Below are 22,278 nucleotides of genomic sequence, written 5' to 3' on the forward strand. Positions count from 1 at the left end.
ACTCACGTTCTCGCCCCTGCCTGGAGCCGGTAGCGGTCGAGGGCGACCGCCACGATGATGACCAATCCCTTGATGATGTACTGCCAGATGTCCGAAACGCCGGCCAAGATGAGCCCGTTGGACAGAACCGCTATGATCAGGCCGCCGATCAGCGTGCCCCAGATCGAGCCRACGCCGCCGACGAAGCTGGTGCCGCCGAGGATGACGGCGGCGATGGCGTCGAGCTCGTAGGACTGGCCAAGCTGCAGGCCGTTGGCGGCGTATAGCCTTGCCGCCGACATGGCGCCGCCGAGGCCCGCGAGCAGGCCGGACACGCCATAGACGAAGAGCAGCACCAGCGGCACCTTGATGCCGGTCAGCCGCGCCGCCTCGGCATTGCCGCCGACGGCGTAGATCCAGGTGCCGAGCACGGTGCGCTTGAGCACCAGCCAGGACAACACGACGACCGACAGCGCGATGACGACCAGCCAGGGAATGCCGAACAACGAGCCATTGCCGATGAAGTCGAACGGCAGGTCCGAATTGAACACCGTCGTGTCCTGCCCGAGCAGGCGGGCGATGCCGCGCACGGCCGTCAGCGACCCCAGGGTGACGATGAAGGGCGGCAACCTGATATAGGCGACGAGGAGCCCGTTCACGAGGCCGAAGCCGAGGCCGACGAGGATGGCCGCCGGCACGCCGAGCAGGCCCCAGTCCGGCACGAGAGACACCATTACCGCCACCATCGCCGAGGCGGCGAGGATGGAGCCGACCGACAGGTCGATGCCGCCCGTCAGGATGACGAAGGTCATGCCCGCGGCGAGCACGATGTTGATCGACGATTGCTGCGTGACGATGAGCAGGTTGGTCTCGGTGAGGAAGCGGGGATTGATGAACTGGAAGCCCGCCGCCAGCAGCACCAGCACCGGCAGCATGCCAAGTGCGGCGAAGGCTGTGCGCAGCCGCCGGCTCCGGACCGTCGCCTGATCCACGCTCGTCGTCGTTCTGTCGGTCATCCCTGGGCCGCTCCCGTCGCAAGTTCCATGATCGCTTCCTGACGAAGTGGCTCGCCTCCGGATGCCGTCACCTCGCCCGCGATAGTGCCGTCGCGCATGACCAGCACGCGGTCGGCGACGCCGATCACCTCGGGCAATTCGCTGGAGATCATCAGGATGGCGATGCCCCGGTTGGCGAGGTTGTCGATCAGCCGGTAGATTTCCGACTTGGCGCCGACATCGACGCCGCGTGTCGGCTCGTCGAGGATGACGACCTTCGGCTCGGTCTCCAGCAGCCGGGCGAGCAGCACCTTCTGCTGGTTGCCGCCCGACAGCGAGCCGGCATTGGCCTGCGCCGAGCGGATAGACAGGTCCGCGATCGCCTTTGCCGCACGCCTTTCGGCGGCGCTGAAGTCGCGCAATCCACCGGTCCGCGCGTCCCTGGCCAGCACGCCCATGCTGATGTTGTCGGAAATCGACATGTCGAGGAACAGGCCGAGTTCCTTGCGATCCTCGGTCAGGTAGGCGATGCCGGCATCGAGCGCCTCGCGCGGCGAGCCAATGGAAATCGGTTTGCCGTCGAGTTCCAGCGTGCCGGCGCTGCGCCTGTCAGCGCCGAAGATCAGTCGGGCAAGCTCGGTGCGGCCTGAACCGACGAGACCAGAGAGGGCCAGCACCTCGCCCTTGTGCAGGTCGAACGAGCAGTTTTTCAGCAGGCGTCCGTCGGACATGCCGCGCACCGAGAGTGCGATGGCGCGCTTGGCGTCCGGCGGACGATGATCCTTCTTGTAGAAGGCGGAGAGATCGCGGCCAACCATCATCGACACCAGCCGCGAGGCGTTGAGGTCGGCGCGCTCCAGCGTGCCGACATAGCCGCTGTCGCGCAGCACGCTGACCCGGTCGGCGAGCTGGTAGACCTCTTCCATACGATGGCTGATATAGATGATGGCGATGCCTTGCGCCTTCAGCGTCGCGATCACCTCGAACAGGCTGTCGGTCTCGCGCGACGTCAGCGACGTCGTCGGCTCGTCCATGACGATGATGCGCGCATTGGTCGACAGCGCGCGCGCAATCTCGACCAGCTGGCGCTCGCCGAGCGACAGGCTGGAGACCAGCGCACGTGCCGAGAAGGAGACACCGAGCCTCGCAATGATTTCGTTCGCCCGCCGATTGCACTGATCGCGGTCGACAATACCGAAGCGGCGCGGTTCGTTGCCGAGGAAGATGTTCTGCGCCACCGTCAGATTGGGCGCCAGCGACAGCTCCTGATAGATAACCGCGATGCCTGCGGCGCGCGCCTTGATCGGATCACCGGTCGCGGCGGGCACGCCGTCGATCAGGATTTCGCCGCCGGTATCCGGCCGATAGGCGCCCGACAGGACCTTCATCAGCGTCGACTTGCCGGCGCCGTTCTCGCCCATCAGCGCGTGCAGCTCGCCGGCATGGACGGTGAGTGAGACATCCTGCAACGCGCGGATCGCCCCGAACGTCTTGGAGATGTGACGCATCTCCAGCACCGGCTGGCCCGCCCTCTGCGTCTCAGCGGTCGCGGTCATCGCGCACCTCTTGCCGTTTTGACGGCGGCGTCCTGCCCGGCAACGCGATCGCGCCAGACGTTGCGATAGCCGGCGAGACCCGTGAAGCGCGTCGCCTGTACCGGCTCCGGCGTCTCGGCGGCGAAGTCGCGCCCGACGCTCTCGAAGGCGAGCGCCGCCGCCCCCGTGGCGCTGCCCTCCAGCGTGGCGCCTTGCAGGAAGGCCTGGCCCGGACGCAGCTCAGCCAGCAGCCCGGCAAGCAGGCCGCCAGTGTTCAGCCCGCCATCGACGATGACGGTGTCTTGCGAATGGATGAGGTCAAGGCAGAGATCGACCATCAGCGCCACATAGAGCAGCGCTGCCGCGGCGCGTTCTGCGGCATCTGGCGTGCGCCCGACCAGCTGGCCGGGACGGTCCGGCATCGGTCCGCCCGGCGCGAAGCTCGGCAGCGCCATGATGCCGGCGTCGATCGCTTGCTGGACCGCGCCATGCGGGATCGCGCCTTGCCAGCCGCCGCTGATGGCGGCGAATTCGCGCCCGCCCATGAAGCGGATGGTCGGCACCGGGCCGCCATCGACATCGACATTGATCAGCATGTCGCGGTCACGGTCGAGCACGTCCAGCGGGCAATCGGGATTGAGCACGACGACCCACGTGCCGGTCGACACCACGGTCAGCGGGCCAAGCTCCTGGCGGCGATAGGCATGGAGCGCCGCATTGGAGTCGTGGACGCCATTGTGGATGGCGATCGGCCGCGCCGCGCCGCCAAGTTGCCGCTCGCCGATCACGGTGCCGGCGCGCGCGAAGGCCGGCATCTGGCCGCGCCACCCCTCGGCATCGACCAACGAGGAAAAGTCGCGTTTGCGCGGCGCCCACAAATGCGAATGGCAGCCGAGGTAGGATACTTCCGAGACGGGTCGGCCACCGAGGCGCCAGCTCCAGTACTGGGGATAGCCGAGGATCGATTTCGCCGCCGCGAACGCGTCGGGATCGACTTCCTGCAGCCACAGCATGTGACGCCCATAGTTGAAGCCGAGCGGCAGGCGCGGCGAGAACGTCTCGGCAAAATCCGGAATGCGGCGATCGATCCGGGCGGCGATTTCGGCCGGCGGCTCCTGCTCGTAATCGAGGATCGGATGCGTCAGCGCCGCGTCGTCCACCAGGGCGAAGGTGCAGCCATGGCCCGACACCATCACCCCTTCCACGCCATGGCTTTCGACCACCTCGGTGACGGCACCGAGCGCCCAGCCATGCAGTGCGGCCTCGTCGAGCACGCTGAAGCCGCCCTGGCGCGTCCATCTCGGCTGGGTGCGGCGCTCGTCGAGGATGCGTCCGTCCTGGCCGAAGACGAACAGCTTCGAATTGGTCTTGCCGAAATCGAGGACCGCCACTTTCACGGGACGGCTCCCGAAGTGGACGCGATCCGCACCATGACGCCGGCATCCTCGAGCATGCGTGCATCGGCATCCGAAAGGCCGTCATCGGTGATCAGCGTGCCGATGCGCGACAGCGGCAGCGCGACATTGCGAGCGTGGATCGACAGTTTGCGGCTGTCGGCCAGCACCACGATCTGATCCGCGCAGAGGCTGAGATCGACAATGGAGCGCACCAAAAGCGGATGCGATTCCAGCACGCCTTCCTGATTGAGGCCCTGCGCGCCGAGAAAGAATTTCGAGGCGTAGAAGGGCGTCGCCTGGGCCGACGAATGGATGATGCCGGGCTCGCGATGCAGGTCGCCGCCGGCAACGGTCAGGCTGCAATGGCCATGGTCGCTGAGATAGGCCGCGAGCGGCATCGAATTGGTGTAGAGCCGGATGTTGCGCTCGGCGAGCTTGACGCCGAGATGAAAGCAGGTCGAGCCGCCATGCACGATGACCGCATCGCCATCGCGCACCATGGTCGCGGCGATGGTCGCGATCTGCCGCTTGGCTTCGACCGCGAGGTCGCGGTTCTCGTCATAGGGCCGGGCGTAGGCGACACCGGCATGCGAGGCGCCGTCGAGCGCCGAGATGCCGCCATAGACCTTGCGCGCCTCGCCGGCTTCATCGATCCGGTCGATGTCGCGCCTGACCGTCGCCGCCGAAACGCCAAGCCGTTCCTGCAGCTCGCGCACCGAGGCGAACGGACGGTCCCGCAGCAGTTCGACGATCTGACGCTGGCGGCCGGAGTCGCTCAACTCTTTCCTCCCAAGTGCCATTTTCCACGGCAGTTGGTGCAACTTACTCAACATTAGTCAGATTGCAAGCCAGTTTTGATGATAGTAGATCACTGTTGACGTAAGTCGCTCGCATCTGCGATATCAGCGCCAACACCGGTCCCGAAGGCGGGATCTTGGGCAAGCGTTGAGGGAAAGGCGCCATGGCAACCCAAGCTGACGCGCAGGAACTGGCAGCCTTGCGGGCGCTTTCAGCCAGCATCGGTCTCAACCCGCATATGACTCAGGCGGCGGGCGGCAACACCTCGCTCAAGGCCGGCGACACGCTGTGGATCAAGGCCTCCGGCACCTGGCTGAAGGATGCGCTGAGCGACGACATCATGGTGCCGGTGGCGATGGCGCCGCTGCTCGAGGCGGTCGAACAACGCGATCCGGCCGCCGACAAGCCGCAGGCCTTCGCCATCGACGAACTCAATCCGCGCGGCCTGCGCCCGTCAATCGAAACCACGGTACACGCCTTGATGCCGCAACGCGTGGTTCTCCATGTGCACTGCGTCGACACGATCTCGCTGGCCGTGCAGGCCGACGGCGAAGCCGAGGTCGCCAGGCGGCTCGGCGGCATCGAATGGGCCTATGTGCCCTATTGCCGGCCGGGCCTGCCGCTCGCCCGTGGCATTTCCGAGAAACTGCGGCCTGGTGTCGACGTGCTGATCCTTGGCAATCACGGGCTGGTCGTCGCCGCCGAGACCGTCGCCGAGGCGGAGCGGCTGCTCCATCGCGTCCGCTCGCTGCTGGCACGGCCGGCGCGCGAGACTGCAGCGCCCGATATCACGGCCCTGACGGCGCTCGCCGACGGCAGCGTCTACCGATTGCCGGCGGATCTGGAAGCCCATGCGGTCGCGCTCGATGCGCAAAGCCGCCGCATGGCTGAGGCCGGCAGCCTCTATCCCGACCATGTCATCTTCCTCGGCCAGGGCTCGGTGGTGGCCAAGCCGGGCGAGAACGCGGCGGGCGTCACCGCGCGCCTCGGCCCGGCACCCATGGCGATCCTGTTTCCCGGCGCCGGCGTGCTGATGCGAGCCGACGCCAGCGCCGGCGCCGACGCCATGCTACGTTGCCTCGCCGACGTGACCGCACGCGTCGATGTCGCGGCGCGGCTGAACTATCTTACCCCTGCCGAGAACGACGAACTGGTCAATTGGGACGCCGAGCAGTATCGCCAGAAGCTCAATGCCTCCGGCGGCTAGCAAAGGACTGAAGACATGATGCCCCTTGTCATCGGCATCGACATCGGCACGTCGGGCGCACGCGCCGTCGCCATGCGCCCGGATTTTTCCATTGCCGGCCAGTCCGCTGTCCGCCTCGACAGGTTCGGTCAAGATCCCCGTGCCCCCTCGGCATGGTGGCAAGCGGTGCAGGCAACTCTGACGGACCTGTTTGCGGCCATCGACCGCACTGCAGTCCGCGCTATCGCCGTCGACGGCACGTCCGGCACGCTGCTGCCGGTCGACGCCGCCGGGCGGCCGCTGGCCGAACCGCTGATGTATAACGACAAGGTGGACGACGCCGACATCCTGGCCGCCATCGCCCGCGAGGCGCCGGAAGCGAGCGCAGCGCACGGCGCGACATCAGGCCTCGCCAAGGCGTTGCGGTTCCAGCATCTGCCCGGCATCGCAGCCGTGCTGCACCAGGCCGACTGGATTGCTGGAAATCTTACCGGCCGCTTCCACGTCAGCGACGAGAACAATGCGCTGAAGACAGGCTATGACGTCGAGGCCCGCCGCTGGCCGGACTGGATCGCGGCCACCGGCATGAACATGGACCTGCTGCCTGATGTCGTCGAGCCAGGCGATGTCACCGGCACGCTAGCCGCGGCCGCCGCTGAGTTGTTCGGCCTATCGCCCGATGTGGTGGTGGTCGCCGGCACCACGGATGGCTGCGCCTCGTTCCTGGCGACCGGCGCCACGGCAGCCGGCGACGGCGTCACGGCGCTGGGATCTTCTCTCACCATCAAGATCCTGTCCGACCGGCCGATTTCCGCGCCACGCTTCGGCATCTACAGCCATCGCCTCGGCGACACATGGCTGGCCGGCGGTGCATCCAATTCGGGTGGCAAGGTGCTGGCACAGCATTTTCCACTGGCGCGGATCATCGAACTCAGCGCGACAATCGACCCCACGACAGAGACCGGGCTCGACTATTATCCGCTCGGCACATCAGGCGAACGCTTCCCGATCGCCGATCCCGCCTTGCCGCCGCGCCTTTCGCCGCGACCGGCTGACGATGCCGATTATCTCAAGGCGATGTTCGAAGGCATGGCCACGATCGAGGCGCTCGGCTACTGCAGGCTGGCCGAACTCGGCGCGCCGGCGCTGACCTCCGTCCGCAGCGTCGGCGGCGGCGCGGCAAACACGGCCTGGACGGCGATCCGGAAACGCAAGCTCGGCGTCGATTTCCCACCGGCGCTTTCCGACGAGGCGGCCGCCGGCACAGCGCGGCTGGCGCTGAAGGGCGCAAGCAAGGCGGGATTGCTATGAGCGTGAAACCAATCGAACGCCTCGACGGCATCGGACCGCTGGCCGAGCGCTACCAGGTCTTCCTGCTCGACCAGTTCGGCGTGCTGCATGACGGCCAGGCGCCTTATCCCGGTGCGGTGGAGGCATTGTCGGCGCTGAAGCGCGCCGGCAAGACGGTGGTGCTGATCTCCAATTCCGGCAAGCGCGCCAGGCCCAATGAGGACCGCCTGCTGAAACTCGGCTTTGCCGCCGGAAGCTGGGACCATTTTGTCTCCTCCGGCGAGGTGGCGTGGCGGTCCTTCAACGACATGGCGGCATCGGGAAGATTGCGTCCGGGGACAAAATGCCTGCTGATCAGCCGCGACAACGACCGCACGGCGATCGAGGGCCTGCCTTTCGTGCTGACGCAGGCCGGCGAAGACGCCGAACTGGTGCTGATCTCGGCCAGCGAAGGCGACCGCCACGACCTTGACCACTATCGCCGCCTGCTCGCCCCGGCGGCGGCGCGAAAAGTGCCGGGCTTCTGCACCAATCCCGACAGGATCATGCTGACGGCGGTCGGCCCCCGCTTCGGCGCCGGCGAGATCGCAGATCTCTACGAAAGCTTGGGCGGCAGCGTCACGCGCATCGGCAAACCCTATCCGGCGATCTTCGATGCGGCCCTGGCGCTGGCCGGCGAGCCTGAGCGCGGCAGCGTCGTCTGCGTCGGCGACAGCGTCGAGCACGACGTAGCGGGCGGCAACGGCGCCGGCATCGCCACGGCGCTGGTGCTCGGCGGGATATTGGCGGACACACCGGATCTCGCCGCCGTTTTCGACGAGCACCGGGCCTGGCCCAACTACATCACGGGATCCTTCAGCTTGCGCTGAACGCCTCGAGCATGCGCTTGGCGCTTTCCTCATCGGTGATCAGGATCGTCGGCGCGATCAGGCTCATCGCGCCGAGCAGCGCCTCGGTCTTCTCCTCGCCGCCCGAGGTGAGGATGCGGATCGGGGCCGCGCGCAGGCGGTCGACTTCGACCGACATCACGTGGCTGTTGACGGGATGGTCGACCAGATCGCCATTGCGGTCGAAGAAATGGAACAGAAGGTCGCCGACGGCGCCGCGCTCGAGCAGCGCCTCCCGATCCGCTTCCTTGAGGAACCCTCCGCGAGAGAAGGTGGTGGCCGAAGCGATGCCGCCGACGCTCAGCAGAACCGCATCGAGCACGTTGGCCATTTCGAAAACCTCCTGCAGGCCGCAGCGCTCGACCAGCGCGATCTTGGTCTCGACGCTGTCGACGACGGCCGGCGTCGGGATCAGATAGCCGTCGCCCTGGAAGATCTGGGCGAAGCGCCAGGCGAACTCGGCCGGGTTGTATCGCCGCACGACGCCGACGCCGCCCAGCAGCGAAATGACCTTGAAATCGGAGAGCGACTTGGCGCTGATGAAGGGCAGGCTGGAGAACAGCGTCCGGCCCCAGCCGACGCCGACGCGCATGCCTGACTTCATCGTGTCGGACAGGAAAGCCCCGGTCTTGGCGCTGATTGCCGGGATCGGATCGGCATTGGGCGCGGTGAGCGGGGCGACCAGCGCCTGCTGCAGGCCGAACGTCCGCTCCAGCGCGCGCTCCAGCCGCACGATCTCCGACAATTCGCTCTCGATGGTGATCTTCACTTCGTTGCGCGAGCGCGCCTCGGCCAGCATGCGCACGATGGTGACGCGGCCGACGCCGAGCACGTCGGCGATCTCGTTCTGCGTCATCTGCTCGACGAAATACATCCAGGCAGCGCGAATCCGGAGGCGGTCCGTCCGGCTTTCACTGGCGACCTGCTCGGTCGCCTCGGCTCCTGCCCGCCCCCCTTCGGCCCGCCCCTCTTCGGTTTGTCGTCGCCTGGCCAAATCATCCCTCCCCCGCGGCGACGGACGAGCGCGCCGTCGCCGATTCTGCATGCTGGTCTAGTATCGCCTATTGATCTACCAATCGATAGGAACAATGTAGAGTCGGCGACGGGCCCTTGCCGGCCGCCCTGCAAGCCACTTTCGAGGCAGACCGCGATGCTCCGACAAATCTCCGAAGACGTGCGCGTCAATTTGAAGGACCGGTTGCGGGAAGTCCGCGACATCATCCGGCAAAGCCGTCATGACGGCACCGGTGACGCCAGCGTGTTGCGCGAAGCGACCAGCCATCTGCCGCCGTTTCCGGGCAAGGGCATCGAAGGCCTGCTCAGCCATGCCGCCAGCGCCGTCGATGAAGCGCTGTCGATTGCCGAATCCTTTGTCCCGCACGAGCGCCCGATCAAGGTAGACGGCACGACCGTGAAAGGCCTCGGCACCTATTTCCCGGCCGGAAACGAAGACCAGCAGTTGAGTGCCGAGCGCCTGTTCCGGCGCGACATGTACTATCTGACGAAGGCGGTTCTCGCCGGGCTGAACATCAACAATGCCCGCATTCATGAGGCCGATTTCGCCGCCGCGCATGCCACGATGCGCAAGCGCCATGGCGATCTGCTGGCCGCGTTGACCGCACCAGGTACCGGACTGCAGGCAATCGCGACCACCTGCGCGGCGCTGCTGGTCGAATTGCTCAGCCAGCGTCCGGTGCGCTTTGGCGAAGCCGCGCCGGAAATGGCCGGCGAGAGAGCGCTCGACATAAGCTGCCTGGCGCCGGTGGTTCTGGCCTGCGGCCTGGCGACAACCGGCCGCGACGGCGCGCCCGAGCCCGATATGCTGGAGATCGCGATCCTGGCTGCCGATATCCGTCACGACCTCATCGTGCAGGCCTGCGCAAAGGCGAGCCCGGTCGAGGAACTGACGCCAGTCTTTGCCACCTTGCTCGCCCACTTGCCGTAAGCTCCAGCAGCTGTCGCGGCGATCTAGTCTCCGGCCGTCATGGCCGTGATCGTTCTTTTGGCGCGCTGGATCGAGGCCGGGCTCATCGAAAGCTCGGTCAGTCCCATCTCGATGAAGGCCGGGATCAGATCCGGGCGTCCGGCAGCCTCACCGCACATGCCCACCATGATGCCGGCGGCGACGCCGGCTTTGGCGGTCATCTCGATCGCCGACATGACCGCCGGATTGGTGACGTGGTTGAGCTTGGCCACGGTCGGGTTGAGCCGGTCGGCGGCCATGATGTACTGGGTCAGGTCGTTGGTGCCGATCGAGAAGAAGGCCACCTCTTTCGCCAATGCCGGGGCGATCAGCACGGCAGCCGGCGTTTCGATCATCACGCCGAGATCGAATGTCGCGTAAGGCACGCCTTCGGCCTTGAGTTCGGCGGCGCATTCATCGACCAGTGCGCGGGTGCGCGTGACTTCGGAAATATCGGACACCATCGGCAGCATCACCTTGATGTTGCCGTACACGGCCGCCCGCAGCAGCGCCCTGAGCTGGCGCTTGAAGATATCGGGCCGGTCGAGGCACATGCGGATGCCGCGCCAGCCGAGAAAGGGGTTCTCCTCGTCGGGAAACTCGATCCCGGCGATCGGCTTGTCGCCGCCGATGTCGAGCGTGCGCACGATGACCGGATAGGGCGCGAAAGCCTTGGCCAGCGCCGCATAGGTCTCGGCCTGCATGTCCTCCGAGGGAAGATGCATATGACGCATGAACAGGAGTTCGGTGCGGAACAGGCCGACGCCCATGGCGCCCGCTTCCTGCGCCGCCTCGATTTCCTCCAGCGAGCCGATATTGGCCGCGACCTCGATCACCTTCCCGTCGGCGCGTTTCGGCGTCACCGTCTTGAAGGCGGTCAGGCCGGCACGCTCCTTGGCGGCCGCCTCGACGCGGCCGGCGTATTCGACGCGCGTCGCCTCGTCCGGGTCGATGATCACATGGCCGGTGTTGCCGTCGAGCGCCACGTCGCGCGCGGCACGTAAGGCGTTGACCTGCTCGCCAAGGCCCAGCACCGCCGGAATGCCGTGCGAGCGGGCGATGATGGCAATGTGCGAGGTGGCGCCGCCATGGCCGCAGATCACCCCGCCAATGCGCTTCAGCGGCGCACGCGCCAGATCCCAGGCGCCGATATCGTCGGCGATCAGAATGGCCCCTTCGGGAATGCTTTCGAGGCTGACGTCGTCCTGGCCGAGCAGCACCAGGCAGATCTGCCGGCCGACGGCATGGACATCATCCGCCCGCGCATTGAGATAGTGATCGTCGACGGCGCTGAAATCGGCGGCGATGGTGGCGGCTGCGGTGATGACGGCCGAGACCGCATCGTTGCCGCCCTTGATCGCCTTCTCGGCCTCGCCGGTCAGGCTGTCGTCGGCGGCGATATCCCTGAGGGCCGCGACGATGCCTCGGTCGCCGGCCGACAGGCTGTCCTGCGCCAAGGCCCGGTCCATGCGCGCCTGGACTGCAGCAACGGCGGCGCGGAACCTATCGATCTCGCCAGCGATTTCTTCGGCCTGCAGCATGCGGCCCTGCCCGGCGATGTCAGGCGGGAAATGCGCGAAGGCCGGCCCGATCGCGACGCCCTCGCTTGCGGCGACACCGCGCAAGCCGTTCGCTTCGCCTGGCGCGGCCGGCACAGACGCCGGTGCGGGTGCCGCCTGGCCGGCATCATTGGCCGGGCTCTGCGGCTCGGCTTCGTCGTCGAGACCCGCCTTGGGGTTTTCCAGATAGCCGATCAGCGCTTCGATCGCCTCGATGGCGTCGGCGCCGTTGGCCCGCACGGTGACTTCCTGGTTTTCCTTGACCGCCAGCAGCATCAGCTTGACGGAACTCTTGGCGCTGACCGCCTTGCCGTCCTTGACCAGCTCGACATCGGATTCGAAGCCCTTGGCGAGCTTGACGAACCGCGTGGCGGGACGGGCGTGCAAACCTTCATGCACTCTGACGATGGTCGAGCGTTCCATGGCAAATACTCTGCTTTTTCTAGAGCAATTCGTCGTTTCTCGGAAACGACGAATTGCTCTAACTCTTTGTTCTAACGCAATTCCGGACGGAAAACCGTTTCACACTTTTCCTGGAATTGCTCTGGAGCCAAAACCAGATGGTTGCGGCGCGGATGCTTCAGCCGGCGATGGTGATGATCGCATCCGTCTTCAGGGCGGCCACGAGCGCCTGGGCATCGACCTGCGACGCACATATTTCGCCCGGCCTCTCGGCCTCGGTGGCGCCGTTGAACGAGATGACGACGTGGCCCATCTCGAGCACCTTGCTCCACGCGCTGGAGCCGACGGCGGTTATGACAGCGGAAACCGGACCAAGGGTGATCGACGCGCCTTTCTGGGGCGCGCCGTCGCTGGGTCCGAGCTCCGTCTTGTGGAGCACCGAAACCTCGGCAAGCTCCGGCGGCGAGCCATCCGCAAACAGGATGACCACGCCCCCTTCGGCAAGATCCGCCACTTCGGGCCCGATGGAAGTGACCCGTGTTCTCAACAGAACCGTCATGTGGCGAACCTCATTTTCAACTTTCCTTAAAACACGATCAGGCTGACGACCCAGGCGATCAGCACCGAGACCGGGCCCATGATCTGGCGGCTGATGAGCACCGCCGGAACGCCGATTTCGATCGTCTTCGGCTTGGCTTCACCGAGCGCCAGGCCGACGGGGACGAAGTCGCAGCCCACCTGGGTATTGTAGGCAAACAGCGCCGGCAGGGCCATTGCCGGCGAAATCGTGCCATTGGCGATCTGCGGACCGATGATGGCCACGCCGATGACCTGCGCGATGACGGCGCCTGGCCCGAGGATAGGCGACAGGAACGGCAGGCCGCAAATGGCCGAGATGATCAGCAGGCCGACAATGTTGTTGGCCAGCGGTCCCATCGGCTGGGCGAGCACGTCACCGATGCCGGTATAGAGGATCAGGCCGATGAGCATGGTCACGAAGGCCATGAACGGCAGCACGTTGCGCACCACCTGGTCGATCGTGCGGCGGCCGGCATTGAAGAAGATGCCAACCACCCGGCCCATGACGCGGCCGATCGAGCTGATCAGGCCGATCAGCCCGCCTTCGCTCGGCAGCGGCTGTGGTGCAGCGGCTGCGGTGTTGTTGTTTGCACTCATCGATGCTGCTCCCCCCGCAGTGGTGACCGCCTCGGATCCGTCCGCCATTGTGACGTTGGCCGGCTTCACGCCCGAAACGTAGATGTCCTCGGTGATGAACTGGGCGAGCGGCCCAGCCTGGCCGACCGGCGTCAGATTGACGGTCGGGATGCGCTTGCGCGGATAGACGCCGCAGCGTGCGGTGCCGCCGCAGTCGACGACGACCACCGCCATCTCGCCTTCGACCGGCGGCGCCTTGAAACCGTCGACGGCCGTGGCGCCGGTCATGTCGGCGATAAGCTGGGCCACGGGATGGATGCCGCCGCCGGTGACGGAGACGACCTTGTCGCGCTGGCTGGTCGGCTCGATGACGAGCGGGCCGCCCCAGCCTGTGTTGCCCCGGGAGATCTTAACGGCTTTGAATGTCTTGGCCATGATGTCCTCCCCGCCCTTACAGCTCGACGCCCTGGCGGCGTGCCATGATGGTGGTGATGCGCTCGGTCAGCATGCCCTTGAGCAGGATGACGACGAGGCCGACAATGGCGTACCAGATCGCCACCTTGACGTGGTAACCGGCGACGACAACGCCCTTCTTCTCGAGCTCGAGCAGAGCCACGAGAATGCCGCCCCAGACGAAATACTCGCCGGGATTGATGTGTGGGAACAGGCCAAGCGGCGGATGCACGTAAGAGACGGCCGCGTCATAGAAGGCCGGCTTGTGCTTTTCTTCCAGGAACGATCCGAACGTGTAGGCCATCGGATTGGTGAGGAAGAACACCGCCAGCAGCGGCAGCAGCGTGTAACGGGTCAAGGCGATCCTGCCGGCGCCGCGCGCCAGGCCATGCACGCGCTCTTCGCCGACCAGTTCGGTGACGGCGTAGAAGGCGGTCATCAGCACGACCAGCGTCGGAATGATGCCGGTGACGAAGCCGGCGAACACTTCACCGCCCTTCTGGAAGATGCCGATGAAGTACTTGCCGATGGCGGTCAGCCAGCCGAGCTGCTCTTCCTGCTGGACGTCCTTCAGTTTTTCCTTGAACTGATCGACGGTGATGGGTCCGCTGTCTGCCTGCGCAAGGACAACGAGATGGTCGGAAGCATGCTCGACGGCGAGCTTGCCATGCAAAGCAGCATCCGAGACCATGGCACCTGCGACATGCAGATTGTGCACGGCCATGTCGGCATGCTGCGCCAACAACGAAAATACAGACATTTCTCCTCCTTATGCCGCCCGCCGGTTATCCCAGTCGGTGCGCGGCGTCCTCTAAGCCCTTGCTACGTTCAAGCCGGCCAGGCCCGGCTTCTTCCCCGGCTCCGACCGTGTTTTGTCGATCTGTTCGATCGCCCGTTTCACGGCCTCGGCCACACCGGGTTCCCCCTCCCCCATGATCGCAGGGTTGGACCGGAGTCGATCGAGGGGAACACCCTCGAATTCTTCATGTCTCTTGAACTTGGTGAAGACGGAGCGGCCGCTCATCACCATCAGGCGGCGCACGATCAGGTCAGGCGTCACCACGACGAGCGCGATAGTGCCCTTGGCCAGCCGGCCGCGAAAATTGCCGGCCCCGACGAAGCCGTCCTTGTACTGGTCGGTGACACCCCGGAAAACATCCGAATAGTGCCGCATCTGCAGCCAGACGCCGAGCGACTGCAGCGCCCACACAATAACCAGCAGAAGCAGTCCCCACTGCCAAATCGCCATTCGGTTCTCCTCCCGAAGCCTATGTTGAGCCGCACCTTGGACCGGCGCGCGACAACAGCAAAGTGAGAACATTTGTTTCCGCGAATGTCAATATGTATGATATTGACCTCCACAACGCCATCCACAGAGCCGTCTGCCGATTTCGGCGGCGGCGTGGCTGTGCTAGCCTGTCGTCAAACGGGATGCATGAAATGGAACTGCCCTTCAGGGACGAACTGGCCCTTATGCCCGACCTGCGCCACCGGTTGCGGCAGCTGCGCTGGTTTCGCGCCACTTTCCGCGGCAGCGCCAAGGTGGTCTCGGATACGTTCGGCGTGCGTTTCGAGATCGACGAGGCAAAACTGACCCGAGCTTTTCTCGACTGGGTCGAGATCATGGAGGCGCAGAAGCGCTTTGCCGCGCTCGACCGCGCCGACTTCATCGTCTTTGCCGCCGGCCTGGTGCTGCGCGAGCTGATCAAGCAGGCGCCGGCCCGGGAAATCTCCGGCCTCGCCGAGCTCATCGAAACCGATCAGAATGCCGGCACGCTGGAGATCATCCGCTTCTGGCCGGAAGGTTTCCTCTACACCAACTACTGCGTCTCGGTGATATCGGCGATCTATGAGCAGGAGTTCGGCAAGGCGCCCAGCATCGACAAATGCGCCGACGATCTGCGCACCTGGTGGTCCTATCGCGAGAACGTGACCGAGATGCCGGCCTATGCGGTGGCTTTCCTCGACCGTTTCCTCGGAGCCGAACCGAACTGGATCACGCCGGACCGCGCGCAGTCCCGGCAAGCCATGCAACGGGCGCTCGGATCCGGCCGCGCAAGCGATGCTCTGCGCCAGCTTTGACTGCCCACCCTTTCAGGCTCAAAACGCGCCGAGACATCGCACTATTGAACATTTGACTTTTTGACGATAGCGATGTGCGAGATTTGACGTGAGGAGACATGCGCGTGGCGCGAGGAAGGCCTATCATTTTCGATTGCGACGGTGTTCTCGTCGACAGCGAGCCGCTGGCCGCCAGGGCCTATGAGCGCGTCTATGAAAAGCACGGCATGCCCGGCGTCCATGGCGGCATCATCGCCCAGTGCGTCGGCATGAAGCAGTCCGACATCATCGTGCGGATCAAGGAATTGACCGGCCATCAGTTTCCCGCTGCCGCGGATGGCGACATCTGGGCCGAGACCAAGGTGCTGTTCACCGAGGAATTGAGGCCTACGCCGGGAATCGCGGCATTTCTGCAAACGCTCGAGGGCGACCGCTGCGTTGCCTCATCATCCTCCGTCGAGCGGATAAACCACAGCCTTGCCGTCACCGGGCTGGCGCATTTCTTCGGCGAGGCGATCTACAGCTCCTCCATGGTCAAGAACGGCAAGCCGGCGCCCGACATCTTCCTGTTCGCCGCCCTCAGGATGGGCGCCGATCCGGCCGACTGCATCGTCATCGAGGATTCGCCCTTCGGCATCCAGGGCGCGGTCGCCGCCGGCATGACGGCGATCGGCTACACCGGTGGTGGCCACACCTATACCGAGCATGGTGCGCGGTTGACCGCGGCCGGCGCCGATTTCGTCTGCGCCGACTGGCAAGAAGTTAGCCGGCAATTGGCCGGGATCGGCGTGCCGGCCTAATTCAGCGGATACTTGGTGAATCCACGGCTGGCCCATTCGCCGGGCGGGACTATTGACCCCACACGGAAGTTGAACGACAGCACCCTCGTCGCATCGGCGTCGACCTCGCACCGGAAGTTCAGATTGTACCAGGTGTTTCTCGTGCTGAAGGCGGCCAGCGGAGGATTGAGGACATTGCCTTTGTCCAGCTGAATGGTTGGCACCCATTTGATCGAATAGTCGGCACTTTGCAATTCCTGGCTCAGAACATTGCCGCAAAGGGTGGCCACGCGCTGACCGCGCGGCACGTTCTCCATGGAGCTTGTGGCGAATGCATCGCCGGTTGCCCCCTGCGAGAAGAGCTTTCGAACACCCGGAAGGCCGGAATAGATCGGCGATCCTGCAGCGGCAGTGTTCGCGGGACTTGACTTCCCTGCTTTGCCGCTTGGGGCTTTGAAGGCTCGCGCCGATTTGAAACTCATCGTCTTAGCAGGTTTGGGTTTTGCCTTTCCGGCCGCGGGCGCTGGCTTGTTGCCGGCCTCGGCCGCCAATGGCTTTGGCGCCACGACGGCTTGCTCCTCGTCGGTTTGCGGCGCCGCCTCCTGTTTGTCGGGCTGCTGTTTGTCAGTATCCTCGGTCGCCTGCTTTTCCTCGCTTTGCGCAGGTTTTTCGTCCGGCGCGGCGGTTGCCGGCTTCTCGTCAGGCTTGCTGGGCTCTGCCTTCTGCTGTGGCGTTGCAGCCGGGGCGGGCTGGGTCGGCGCGGGTGTCGGTACTACCGGCGGCTTCGCCGGCTCATCCTTGGCCGGTGACGGCGTGTTGGGTTTGGCGCTGCTTCCGTCGAGCGATTTCTCCGGGCCCGTATCTTTCTGGCCGTACTGGAAGACCCGCTTCAGAACATGGTCGTCTGGCGTTTTCGGTGGCTCCGGAGGGGGCTTTTGTTCAGGCGGCTTTTCAGCCTTCTTTTCAGCCTTAGGCTCCGGTGGCTTTGGAGCAGGTTTCGGCTTGGGCTTCTCGGGCGGCGGCACAATCGCGACATTGACGGGCTGTTCCAGCTGATCCGGCTGCTGCTCGGATCTCGGCACGCCAAAGAACATGAACGCTCCGATCAAGGCATGCAGGATCAGCGATGCGGCCAAGGCCCATCGCCAATTGCGAACCCACTCTCGTATCTTGCCGTTCATTACGCCCGATGTGGAATGAAATAGCGGCGGCTTCAAGCACAGGCATCGGATTGGCGCGCTTTAGCCGCTGACAGCTTGGTGATCGGTATGGTCGACACAGGCGCAACTGCACGGGCCGCTGACGCGCCTCAATGAGCAGCGTCCGTCCTGACATTCACGACAAGCCGACATTTATCAAGCCCCAAGGCTCTGTTCCGCGGCCGCAGCCGGGATCAGCCAGCCGGATTTTATGCGCAGCCGTGCCTGGACCCCACTCTCCAGCGTAACCGGATCTGGCTGTTCGAAATGCAAGGTGAGATCAGGGCCAGCGGAAGGCGTGAATTCGATGCGCGCCGCACCTCCTTGATAGATCACCCGTTTGACGAGACCGTCGAAGCCGGCCCCGTCCGGCGACATGTCGAGATCGGCCGACCGGCAGCAGACCTTGGCACCTGTACGCGGTCGCTCGCCGGGGCGGCAGCGGACCACCAGTTCGGTTCCAAGAACCCTGACCTTGCAATGGCCGCCTTCTTCGACCGTCAGGACGTCCGCCGGCAGCAGGATGCCCTGCGAGATGAAGGATGCCACCATTTCATTTGCCGGCTCATGATAGAGCTCGCGCGGCGTCGCGAGCTGCGCCAGGCGGCCATGGTCGATCACCGCGATGCGGTCGGCCAGCGCCATCGCCTCGGCCTGATCGTGGGTGATGTAGACGATGGTCGTGCCGGTGCGCTTGTGGAAGGCGGCGAACTCATCCTCCATCGAGGCTCTCAGATGGACATCGAGATTGGCGAGCGGCTCGTCGAACAGCACCAGCGACGGCGCGGCGACGAGACAGCGCGCCAGCGCGACGCGCTGGCGCTGGCCGCCGGAGAGATTGGCCGGCCTGCGCTCGCCCAGACCCTGCAGATTGACCAGGGCCAGCGCGTCTTCCACCTTCCGGCGGGCGACCGCCTTGTCGAGCTTCGCCACCTTCAGCGAATAGCCGATGTTCTCGGCCACCGTCATATGCGGCCACAGCGCGTAGTTCTGGAAGACGATGCCGACGCGCCGCTTTTCCGGCGCGACGCTGCCGCCGCTGTTCGACACGACATCGCCGCCGATACGAATCTCGCCGGAGGTCACTTTCTCGAAGCCGGCGACGAGCCGCAGCAACGTCGTCTTGCCGCAGCCAGATGGCCCGAGCACCGCCAGGAACTCGCCGTCGGCGACGTCGATCGAGACATCCTTCACGGCGTCGAAGGTGGCGAAGCTCTTGGTCACACGGTCCAGGCTCAATCGCGCCATGGCAGAACTCCACTCGGAAGATGAGGGGCAAGCAGATTGGTCACCAGCATCAGCACGAAGGTGACCGCGACGGTGATGACGGACATCGCCGCCGCGTAGTTGGAATCGCCGCCCTGCTCGAAGGAAAACATCACCACGCCGATGGTTTCCGAACCCGACGACCACAGCAGCGCCGAGACGGTGAGTTCGCTGAGTGCCGTCGTGAAGATCAGCAGGCCACCGGCGATCGCCGCCGGTGCGACCAGCGGGAAGACGATGGTGCGCAGGCGCGTGAACAGCCCGGCGCCCGCCACCTGTGCGGCCTCTTCCAGCRCCCGGTCGATCTGGTGATAGCCGCTGATGGTCGGCCGCAGCGCCAGCACCAGGAAGCGGGCGAGATAGGCGTAGAGGATGATCCAGACCGTGTTGTAGAGCTGGATGCCGGTCATCGGGATCGGTCGCAGGAAAAGCAGCAGCGAGGCGATCGCCAGCACCACGCCGGGCAAGGCATAGGGCAGCTCGACCGACAGATTGAGCAGCCGCACCCAGCGCTGCTTGCCCCAGGCGATGAGATAGCCGACGGGCACGGCGACCATGACCGCGAAGAAGGCGGCGGCGATCGACAGCCAGAAACTGTTGAAGAAGGCGCGCTTTGCGGCATCATGCTCGAACAGCACGAAGCGGTAATTGTCGAGCGTCGCCGTCTTGGCGGTGAGCGCGATGCCGTAGCCGGGCACCAGCGAGGTCAGCACCAGCCCGAACAGCGGCAGGAACAGCACCAGCACGATCAGCAGCCACATGCCGGCCTGGACGGCGGGGCGCCAGCGGCCGAGTTCGTAGGGTTCGGCCGCCAGCGATGTCGAAGAGATGCGGTAGTCGCGGCGGCGGCTCATCACTTCCTGGGCGAGGATGCCGGCCATGGCGATGACGCCGATCAGCACCGACAGGAACGCGGTCTCGCCGAGCACGGCCGGACCGCCGCCGGCCAGCTTCTGATAGATCAAGGTCGGCAGAACCAGATAATTGGCGGGAATGCCGAGGAAGGCCGGGATGCCGAAATTGCCGACACAGGAGACGAAAGCCAGTGCGGCCGCCGCCATGATCGAGGGCGTCATCAAAGGCAGTACGATGGTGACCAGCACAGTGCACCAACCGGCGCCGCCGGCGCGTGCCGCCTCGACCAGTTCGCGCGGCAGCTTGCGCAGCCCGGCCCGCACCAGCAAGAAGACCAGCGGGCCATATTGCACGCCAAGCAACAGGATGATGCCCGAGGTCGAATAGAGCGCGTTCTTGGTGCCGAGCGGCGGTGCCGCGCCGAACAGCTTGAGGAATGGGCTTGCCGGGCCGAACAATTGCAGCCAGGCCAGCGCCGTCACCTGCGGCGCGATCATCAGCGGCATGACGTAGCAGAGCACCAGGGCACCGCGGCCGCGTATGTCGGTCAGCGAGACCAGCACCGCCACCAGCGTTCCCGACAGCACCGCAAGCAAGGTGCCGCCAATGCCGACGACCAGCGTGTGCCATGTCGCGATCCATGTCGCCGGGCTCCGCAACCCGACCTCAATGGCCATGGTCGACAAGGTGCCGCCAGGTGCCACGATCTCCTTGACGAGGCGCAGCATGGGCAGCAGCGAAAGCAGCACGATGACGACGGCCACAGCCGCCGTCAGGACCATCTCCTGGCCCCGGCTTTCCCTGATGCGTATCGACATGATTGATTTCCCGAGATCGATCACCGGTGCGACCGGAATTTGTCGAAGACGCGATGCCATCCGGACGGCATCCCGCCACGACTGCCGGATCAGCCGCCGAACAGTTCCTGGAACTTCGCCTTGTCGGCGTCGGTCTTGGCGACGATTGCCTTGGTGTCGAACGGCATCACCTTGACCTTGACGCCTTCCGGCAGCCATTCGGGACGGCCGACCGAGGCGCGCGCCGGCAGGTAGCCCATGGACAGCGCCAGCTTCTGGCCTTCATCCGACAGAATGAAGTCGACGAACTTCTTGGCGCCGTCGACATTCTTGGCGGTCTTCATGATGGCGACCGGCTCGGTCACCGCCGGCACGCCTTCGCTCGGGAACACGAACTCGACCGGCGAACCCTTCTTCTTGGCGTTCATCGCCATGAAGTCGACGAGGATGCCATAGGGCTTCTCGCCCGAGGCCACCGACTTCAGCACCGCGCCATTGCCGCGCACGCTGACGGTGTTGTTGGCCTTCAGCTTCTGGAAGAAATCCCAGCCATAGTTGGTATCGCCGGCAAAGCCCGAAAGCAGATAGGCCGCCGCACCCGAATAGAGCGGGCTCGGCATGACCAGGCCATCGGCATAGGCGGGCTTGGCGAGATCGGCCCAATGCTCCGGCTTCTCGGCGGCCGCGGTGTTGTAGACGATGCCGGTGGTGATCAGCTTGCTGCCGAAATAGGTCTTGTCGGCGTCATAGGCATCCGCCTCGATGCCGTCGAGCTTGGCCTCGGCATAGGGCAGCAGCCGGTCGTCTTTCTTCAACAGCTCCATCGAGACCGCGTCGGCGATCAAGAGCACGTCGGGCTGCGGGCTGCCGGCGGCAAACTCGGCCGCCATCTTGGTCAGGATATCGCTGGTTCCGGACCGATAGATGGTCACGTCGATGCCGGGCTGCGCCTTCTTGAAGGCATCCACGGTCTTGGCTGCGTCCGCTTCCGGCTGCGATGTGTAGAGCGTCAGCGTTTCGGCATTTGCCACGCCGGCAAACAAAGTTGCCGCGAGCGCCAGCTGGCTGGCCAGCAGCTTGATGAATAGCGTCTTCATGAGACCTCCTGTCTTGTCTGTGCATGACCGGTCCGGCCCTGGCCGGCTCCCCGTCTCTTCCTCCCTGCACGGCGCATATGACTGGTGGATGACAGCGCACATGCGCGATCGGATCAAGCGACAGCTTGGCATGAGATGCCCTGACGGCACGACAAGAGGGCCCGCGGACCTGGCCTTCCGCGAGCCTGTTGGCGCAACTGGACGCCAGACCTAGGAGCTATGTTCCAACACTCATCAAAGGCGCCCGACTGGCGCTAGACGAGCATGCCCATCGGGTTTTCGATGAGGTTCTTGAAGGCGGCCAGCAGTTCCGCGCCGAGTGCTCCGTCGACGGCGCGATGGTCGGTCGACAGCGTCACCGACATGACGGTGGCAATCTTGATCTCGCCATTCTTGACCACCGCCCGCTCCTCGCCGGCACCGACCGCCAGGATCGTCGCATGCGGCGGGTTGATGACGGCGGCAAAGTCCTTGATGCCGAACATTCCGAGATTGGACACCGCTGTCGTGCCGCCCTGATATTCTTCCGGCTTCAGCTTGCGGCTGCGGGCGCGGCTGGCCAGATCCTTCATCTCGTTGGAGATGGTCGACAGCGTCTTTTCGTCCGCATGCCGAATGATCGGCG

General features: G+C 65.1%; 21 protein-coding genes. 6 read left to right on the forward strand and 15 right to left on the reverse strand.

Annotated features, from left to right (window positions below; genetic code table 11):
* Positions 1–2: 2 nt before the first annotated feature.
* The 4 genes from AC1DPX_RS30130 to AC1DPX_RS30145 are packed head-to-tail and all read right to left on the reverse strand — an operon-like array spanning position 3 to position 4,685.
* The gene (locus AC1DPX_RS30130) at positions 3–995 is read right to left on the reverse strand and encodes an ABC transporter permease subunit (protein ID WP_202357629.1); all 993 of its coding nucleotides are present in this window, start codon (positions 993–995) and stop codon (positions 3–5) included.
* On the reverse strand, positions 992–2,530 hold the full coding sequence (locus AC1DPX_RS30135; RefSeq protein ID WP_477241268.1) for a sugar ABC transporter ATP-binding protein: 1,539 nt from the start codon (positions 2,528–2,530) through the stop codon (positions 992–994). The genes AC1DPX_RS30130 and AC1DPX_RS30135 overlap by 4 nt, the downstream gene beginning before the upstream one ends.
* Entirely contained in the window at positions 2,527–3,906 is a 1,380-nt protein-coding gene (locus AC1DPX_RS30140; protein WP_477241270.1) for a carbohydrate kinase, read from the reverse strand. The genes AC1DPX_RS30135 and AC1DPX_RS30140 overlap by 4 nt, the downstream gene beginning before the upstream one ends.
* Positions 3,903–4,685 (reverse strand): DeoR/GlpR family DNA-binding transcription regulator, encoded by a 783-nt coding sequence (locus tag AC1DPX_RS30145; protein WP_202357626.1) that lies wholly within the window; start codon positions 4,683–4,685, stop codon positions 3,903–3,905. Before AC1DPX_RS30145 ends, AC1DPX_RS30140 begins: the two co-directional genes overlap by 4 nt.
* 182 nt (positions 4,686–4,867) lie before the next feature.
* Between AC1DPX_RS30145 and AC1DPX_RS30150 the strand changes: the two genes are divergently transcribed.
* From AC1DPX_RS30150 to AC1DPX_RS30160, 3 genes are read left to right on the forward strand one after another with little or no spacing between them, the layout of a single operon-like run.
* Entirely contained in the window at positions 4,868–5,911 is a 1,044-nt protein-coding gene (locus AC1DPX_RS30150) for a class II aldolase/adducin family protein (RefSeq protein ID WP_477241272.1), read from the forward strand.
* A gap of 15 nt (positions 5,912–5,926) precedes the next feature.
* Positions 5,927–7,201, forward strand: a complete 1,275-nt coding sequence (locus AC1DPX_RS30155; RefSeq protein WP_477241274.1) for an FGGY-family carbohydrate kinase — start codon at positions 5,927–5,929, stop codon at positions 7,199–7,201.
* Positions 7,198–8,049 carry a TIGR01459 family HAD-type hydrolase gene (locus AC1DPX_RS30160; protein WP_477241276.1) on the forward strand — a complete coding sequence of 284 codons (852 nt, stop codon included), beginning with the start codon at positions 7,198–7,200 and terminating at the stop codon, positions 8,047–8,049. The genes AC1DPX_RS30155 and AC1DPX_RS30160 overlap by 4 nt, the downstream gene beginning before the upstream one ends.
* On the opposite strand, the gene AC1DPX_RS30165 is transcribed toward AC1DPX_RS30160, so the two are convergent.
* The gene (locus tag AC1DPX_RS30165) at positions 8,036–9,061 is read right to left on the reverse strand and encodes a sugar-binding transcriptional regulator (protein WP_244730696.1); all 1,026 of its coding nucleotides are present in this window, start codon (positions 9,059–9,061) and stop codon (positions 8,036–8,038) included. The genes AC1DPX_RS30160 and AC1DPX_RS30165 overlap by 14 nt on opposite strands.
* Positions 9,062–9,217: 156 nt before the next feature.
* On the opposite strand from AC1DPX_RS30165, the gene AC1DPX_RS30170 reads away from it, so the two are divergent.
* On the forward strand, positions 9,218–10,012 hold the full coding sequence (locus AC1DPX_RS30170) for a hypothetical protein (RefSeq protein WP_477241278.1): 795 nt from the start codon (positions 9,218–9,220) through the stop codon (positions 10,010–10,012).
* 23 nt (positions 10,013–10,035) lie between these two features.
* Here the strand turns inward: AC1DPX_RS30170 and ptsP are convergent, their stop codons facing one another.
* From ptsP to AC1DPX_RS30195, 5 genes are all read right to left on the reverse strand, one after another.
* Positions 10,036–12,012, reverse strand: coding sequence for a phosphoenolpyruvate--protein phosphotransferase (gene ptsP / locus AC1DPX_RS30175; protein ID WP_477241280.1), 1,977 nt, complete (start codon positions 12,010–12,012; stop codon positions 10,036–10,038).
* Between the two features lie 157 nt (positions 12,013–12,169).
* Complete coding sequence (locus AC1DPX_RS30180) at positions 12,170–12,550, reverse strand: PTS glucitol/sorbitol transporter subunit IIA (RefSeq protein ID WP_477241282.1); 381 nt, start codon at positions 12,548–12,550, stop codon at positions 12,170–12,172.
* 26 nt (positions 12,551–12,576) lie between these two features.
* Positions 12,577–13,581 (reverse strand): PTS glucitol/sorbitol transporter subunit IIB, encoded by a 1,005-nt coding sequence (srlE, locus tag AC1DPX_RS30185; RefSeq protein ID WP_477241284.1) that lies wholly within the window; start codon positions 13,579–13,581, stop codon positions 12,577–12,579.
* A 16-nt stretch (positions 13,582–13,597) separates the two neighbouring features.
* Positions 13,598–14,359 (reverse strand): PTS glucitol/sorbitol transporter subunit IIC, encoded by a 762-nt coding sequence (srlA, locus tag AC1DPX_RS30190; RefSeq protein ID WP_027054143.1) that lies wholly within the window; start codon positions 14,357–14,359, stop codon positions 13,598–13,600.
* 51 nt (positions 14,360–14,410) lie between these two features.
* The gene (locus AC1DPX_RS30195) at positions 14,411–14,848 is read right to left on the reverse strand and encodes a transcriptional regulator GutM (protein WP_095787930.1); all 438 of its coding nucleotides are present in this window, start codon (positions 14,846–14,848) and stop codon (positions 14,411–14,413) included.
* Between the two features lie 191 nt (positions 14,849–15,039).
* On the opposite strand from AC1DPX_RS30195, the gene AC1DPX_RS30200 reads away from it, so the two are divergent.
* Positions 15,040–15,681 (forward strand): hypothetical protein, encoded by a 642-nt coding sequence (locus tag AC1DPX_RS30200; protein ID WP_477241286.1) that lies wholly within the window; start codon positions 15,040–15,042, stop codon positions 15,679–15,681.
* Between the two features lie 104 nt (positions 15,682–15,785).
* Complete coding sequence (locus AC1DPX_RS30205) at positions 15,786–16,460, forward strand: HAD family hydrolase (protein ID WP_477241288.1); 675 nt, start codon at positions 15,786–15,788, stop codon at positions 16,458–16,460.
* Here the strand turns inward: AC1DPX_RS30205 and AC1DPX_RS30210 are convergent.
* The 5 genes from AC1DPX_RS30210 to AC1DPX_RS30230 all read right to left on the reverse strand — a co-directional run.
* Entirely contained in the window at positions 16,457–17,620 is a 1,164-nt protein-coding gene (locus AC1DPX_RS30210) for a DUF930 domain-containing protein (RefSeq protein ID WP_477241290.1), read from the reverse strand. The two genes, AC1DPX_RS30205 and AC1DPX_RS30210, sit on opposite strands and share 4 nt — an antisense overlap.
* Before the next feature lie 174 nt (positions 17,621–17,794).
* Positions 17,795–18,886, reverse strand: a complete 1,092-nt coding sequence (locus AC1DPX_RS30215; RefSeq protein WP_477241292.1) for an ABC transporter ATP-binding protein — start codon at positions 18,884–18,886, stop codon at positions 17,795–17,797.
* Positions 18,874–20,577, reverse strand: coding sequence for an ABC transporter permease (locus AC1DPX_RS30220; RefSeq protein ID WP_477241294.1), 1,704 nt, complete (start codon positions 20,575–20,577; stop codon positions 18,874–18,876). The genes AC1DPX_RS30215 and AC1DPX_RS30220 overlap by 13 nt, the downstream gene beginning before the upstream one ends.
* Before the next feature lie 89 nt (positions 20,578–20,666).
* Complete coding sequence (locus AC1DPX_RS30225) at positions 20,667–21,653, reverse strand: ABC transporter substrate-binding protein (RefSeq protein WP_477241296.1); 987 nt, start codon at positions 21,651–21,653, stop codon at positions 20,667–20,669.
* A 254-nt stretch (positions 21,654–21,907) separates the two neighbouring features.
* The coding region (locus tag AC1DPX_RS30230) for a 2-oxo acid dehydrogenase subunit E2 (protein WP_477241298.1) at positions 21,908–22,278 on the reverse strand (371 nt) is incomplete at its 5' end.

The sequence above is a fragment of the Mesorhizobium sp. 01N446 genome, from assembly GCF_056399285.1.

Coding starts and splice junctions, on each gene's coding strand:
- AC1DPX_RS30135 (WP_477241268.1), bottom strand. CDS start 2,530: ATGACCGCGACCGCTGAGACGCAGAGGGCGGGCCAGCCGGTGCTGGAG.
- AC1DPX_RS30150 (WP_477241272.1), top strand. CDS start 4,868: ATGGCAACCCAAGCTGACGCGCAGGAACTGGCAGCCTTGCGGGCGCTT.
- AC1DPX_RS30155 (WP_477241274.1), top strand. CDS start 5,927: ATGATGCCCCTTGTCATCGGCATCGACATCGGCACGTCGGGCGCACGC.
- AC1DPX_RS30160 (WP_477241276.1), top strand. CDS start 7,198: ATGAGCGTGAAACCAATCGAACGCCTCGACGGCATCGGACCGCTGGCC.
- AC1DPX_RS30170 (WP_477241278.1), top strand. CDS start 9,218: ATGCTCCGACAAATCTCCGAAGACGTGCGCGTCAATTTGAAGGACCGG.
- ptsP (WP_477241280.1), bottom strand. CDS start 12,012: ATGGAACGCTCGACCATCGTCAGAGTGCATGAAGGTTTGCACGCCCGT.
- AC1DPX_RS30180 (WP_477241282.1), bottom strand. CDS start 12,550: ATGACGGTTCTGTTGAGAACACGGGTCACTTCCATCGGGCCCGAAGTG.
- srlE (WP_477241284.1), bottom strand. CDS start 13,581: ATGGCCAAGACATTCAAAGCCGTTAAGATCTCCCGGGGCAACACAGGC.
- srlA (WP_027054143.1), bottom strand. CDS start 14,359: ATGTCTGTATTTTCGTTGTTGGCGCAGCATGCCGACATGGCCGTGCAC.
- AC1DPX_RS30195 (WP_095787930.1), bottom strand. CDS start 14,848: ATGGCGATTTGGCAGTGGGGACTGCTTCTGCTGGTTATTGTGTGGGCG.
- AC1DPX_RS30200 (WP_477241286.1), top strand. CDS start 15,040: ATGGAACTGCCCTTCAGGGACGAACTGGCCCTTATGCCCGACCTGCGC.
- AC1DPX_RS30210 (WP_477241290.1), bottom strand. CDS start 17,620: ATGAACGGCAAGATACGAGAGTGGGTTCGCAATTGGCGATGGGCCTTG.
- AC1DPX_RS30215 (WP_477241292.1), bottom strand. CDS start 18,886: ATGGCGCGATTGAGCCTGGACCGTGTGACCAAGAGCTTCGCCACCTTC.
- AC1DPX_RS30225 (WP_477241296.1), bottom strand. CDS start 21,653: ATGAAGACGCTATTCATCAAGCTGCTGGCCAGCCAGCTGGCGCTCGCG.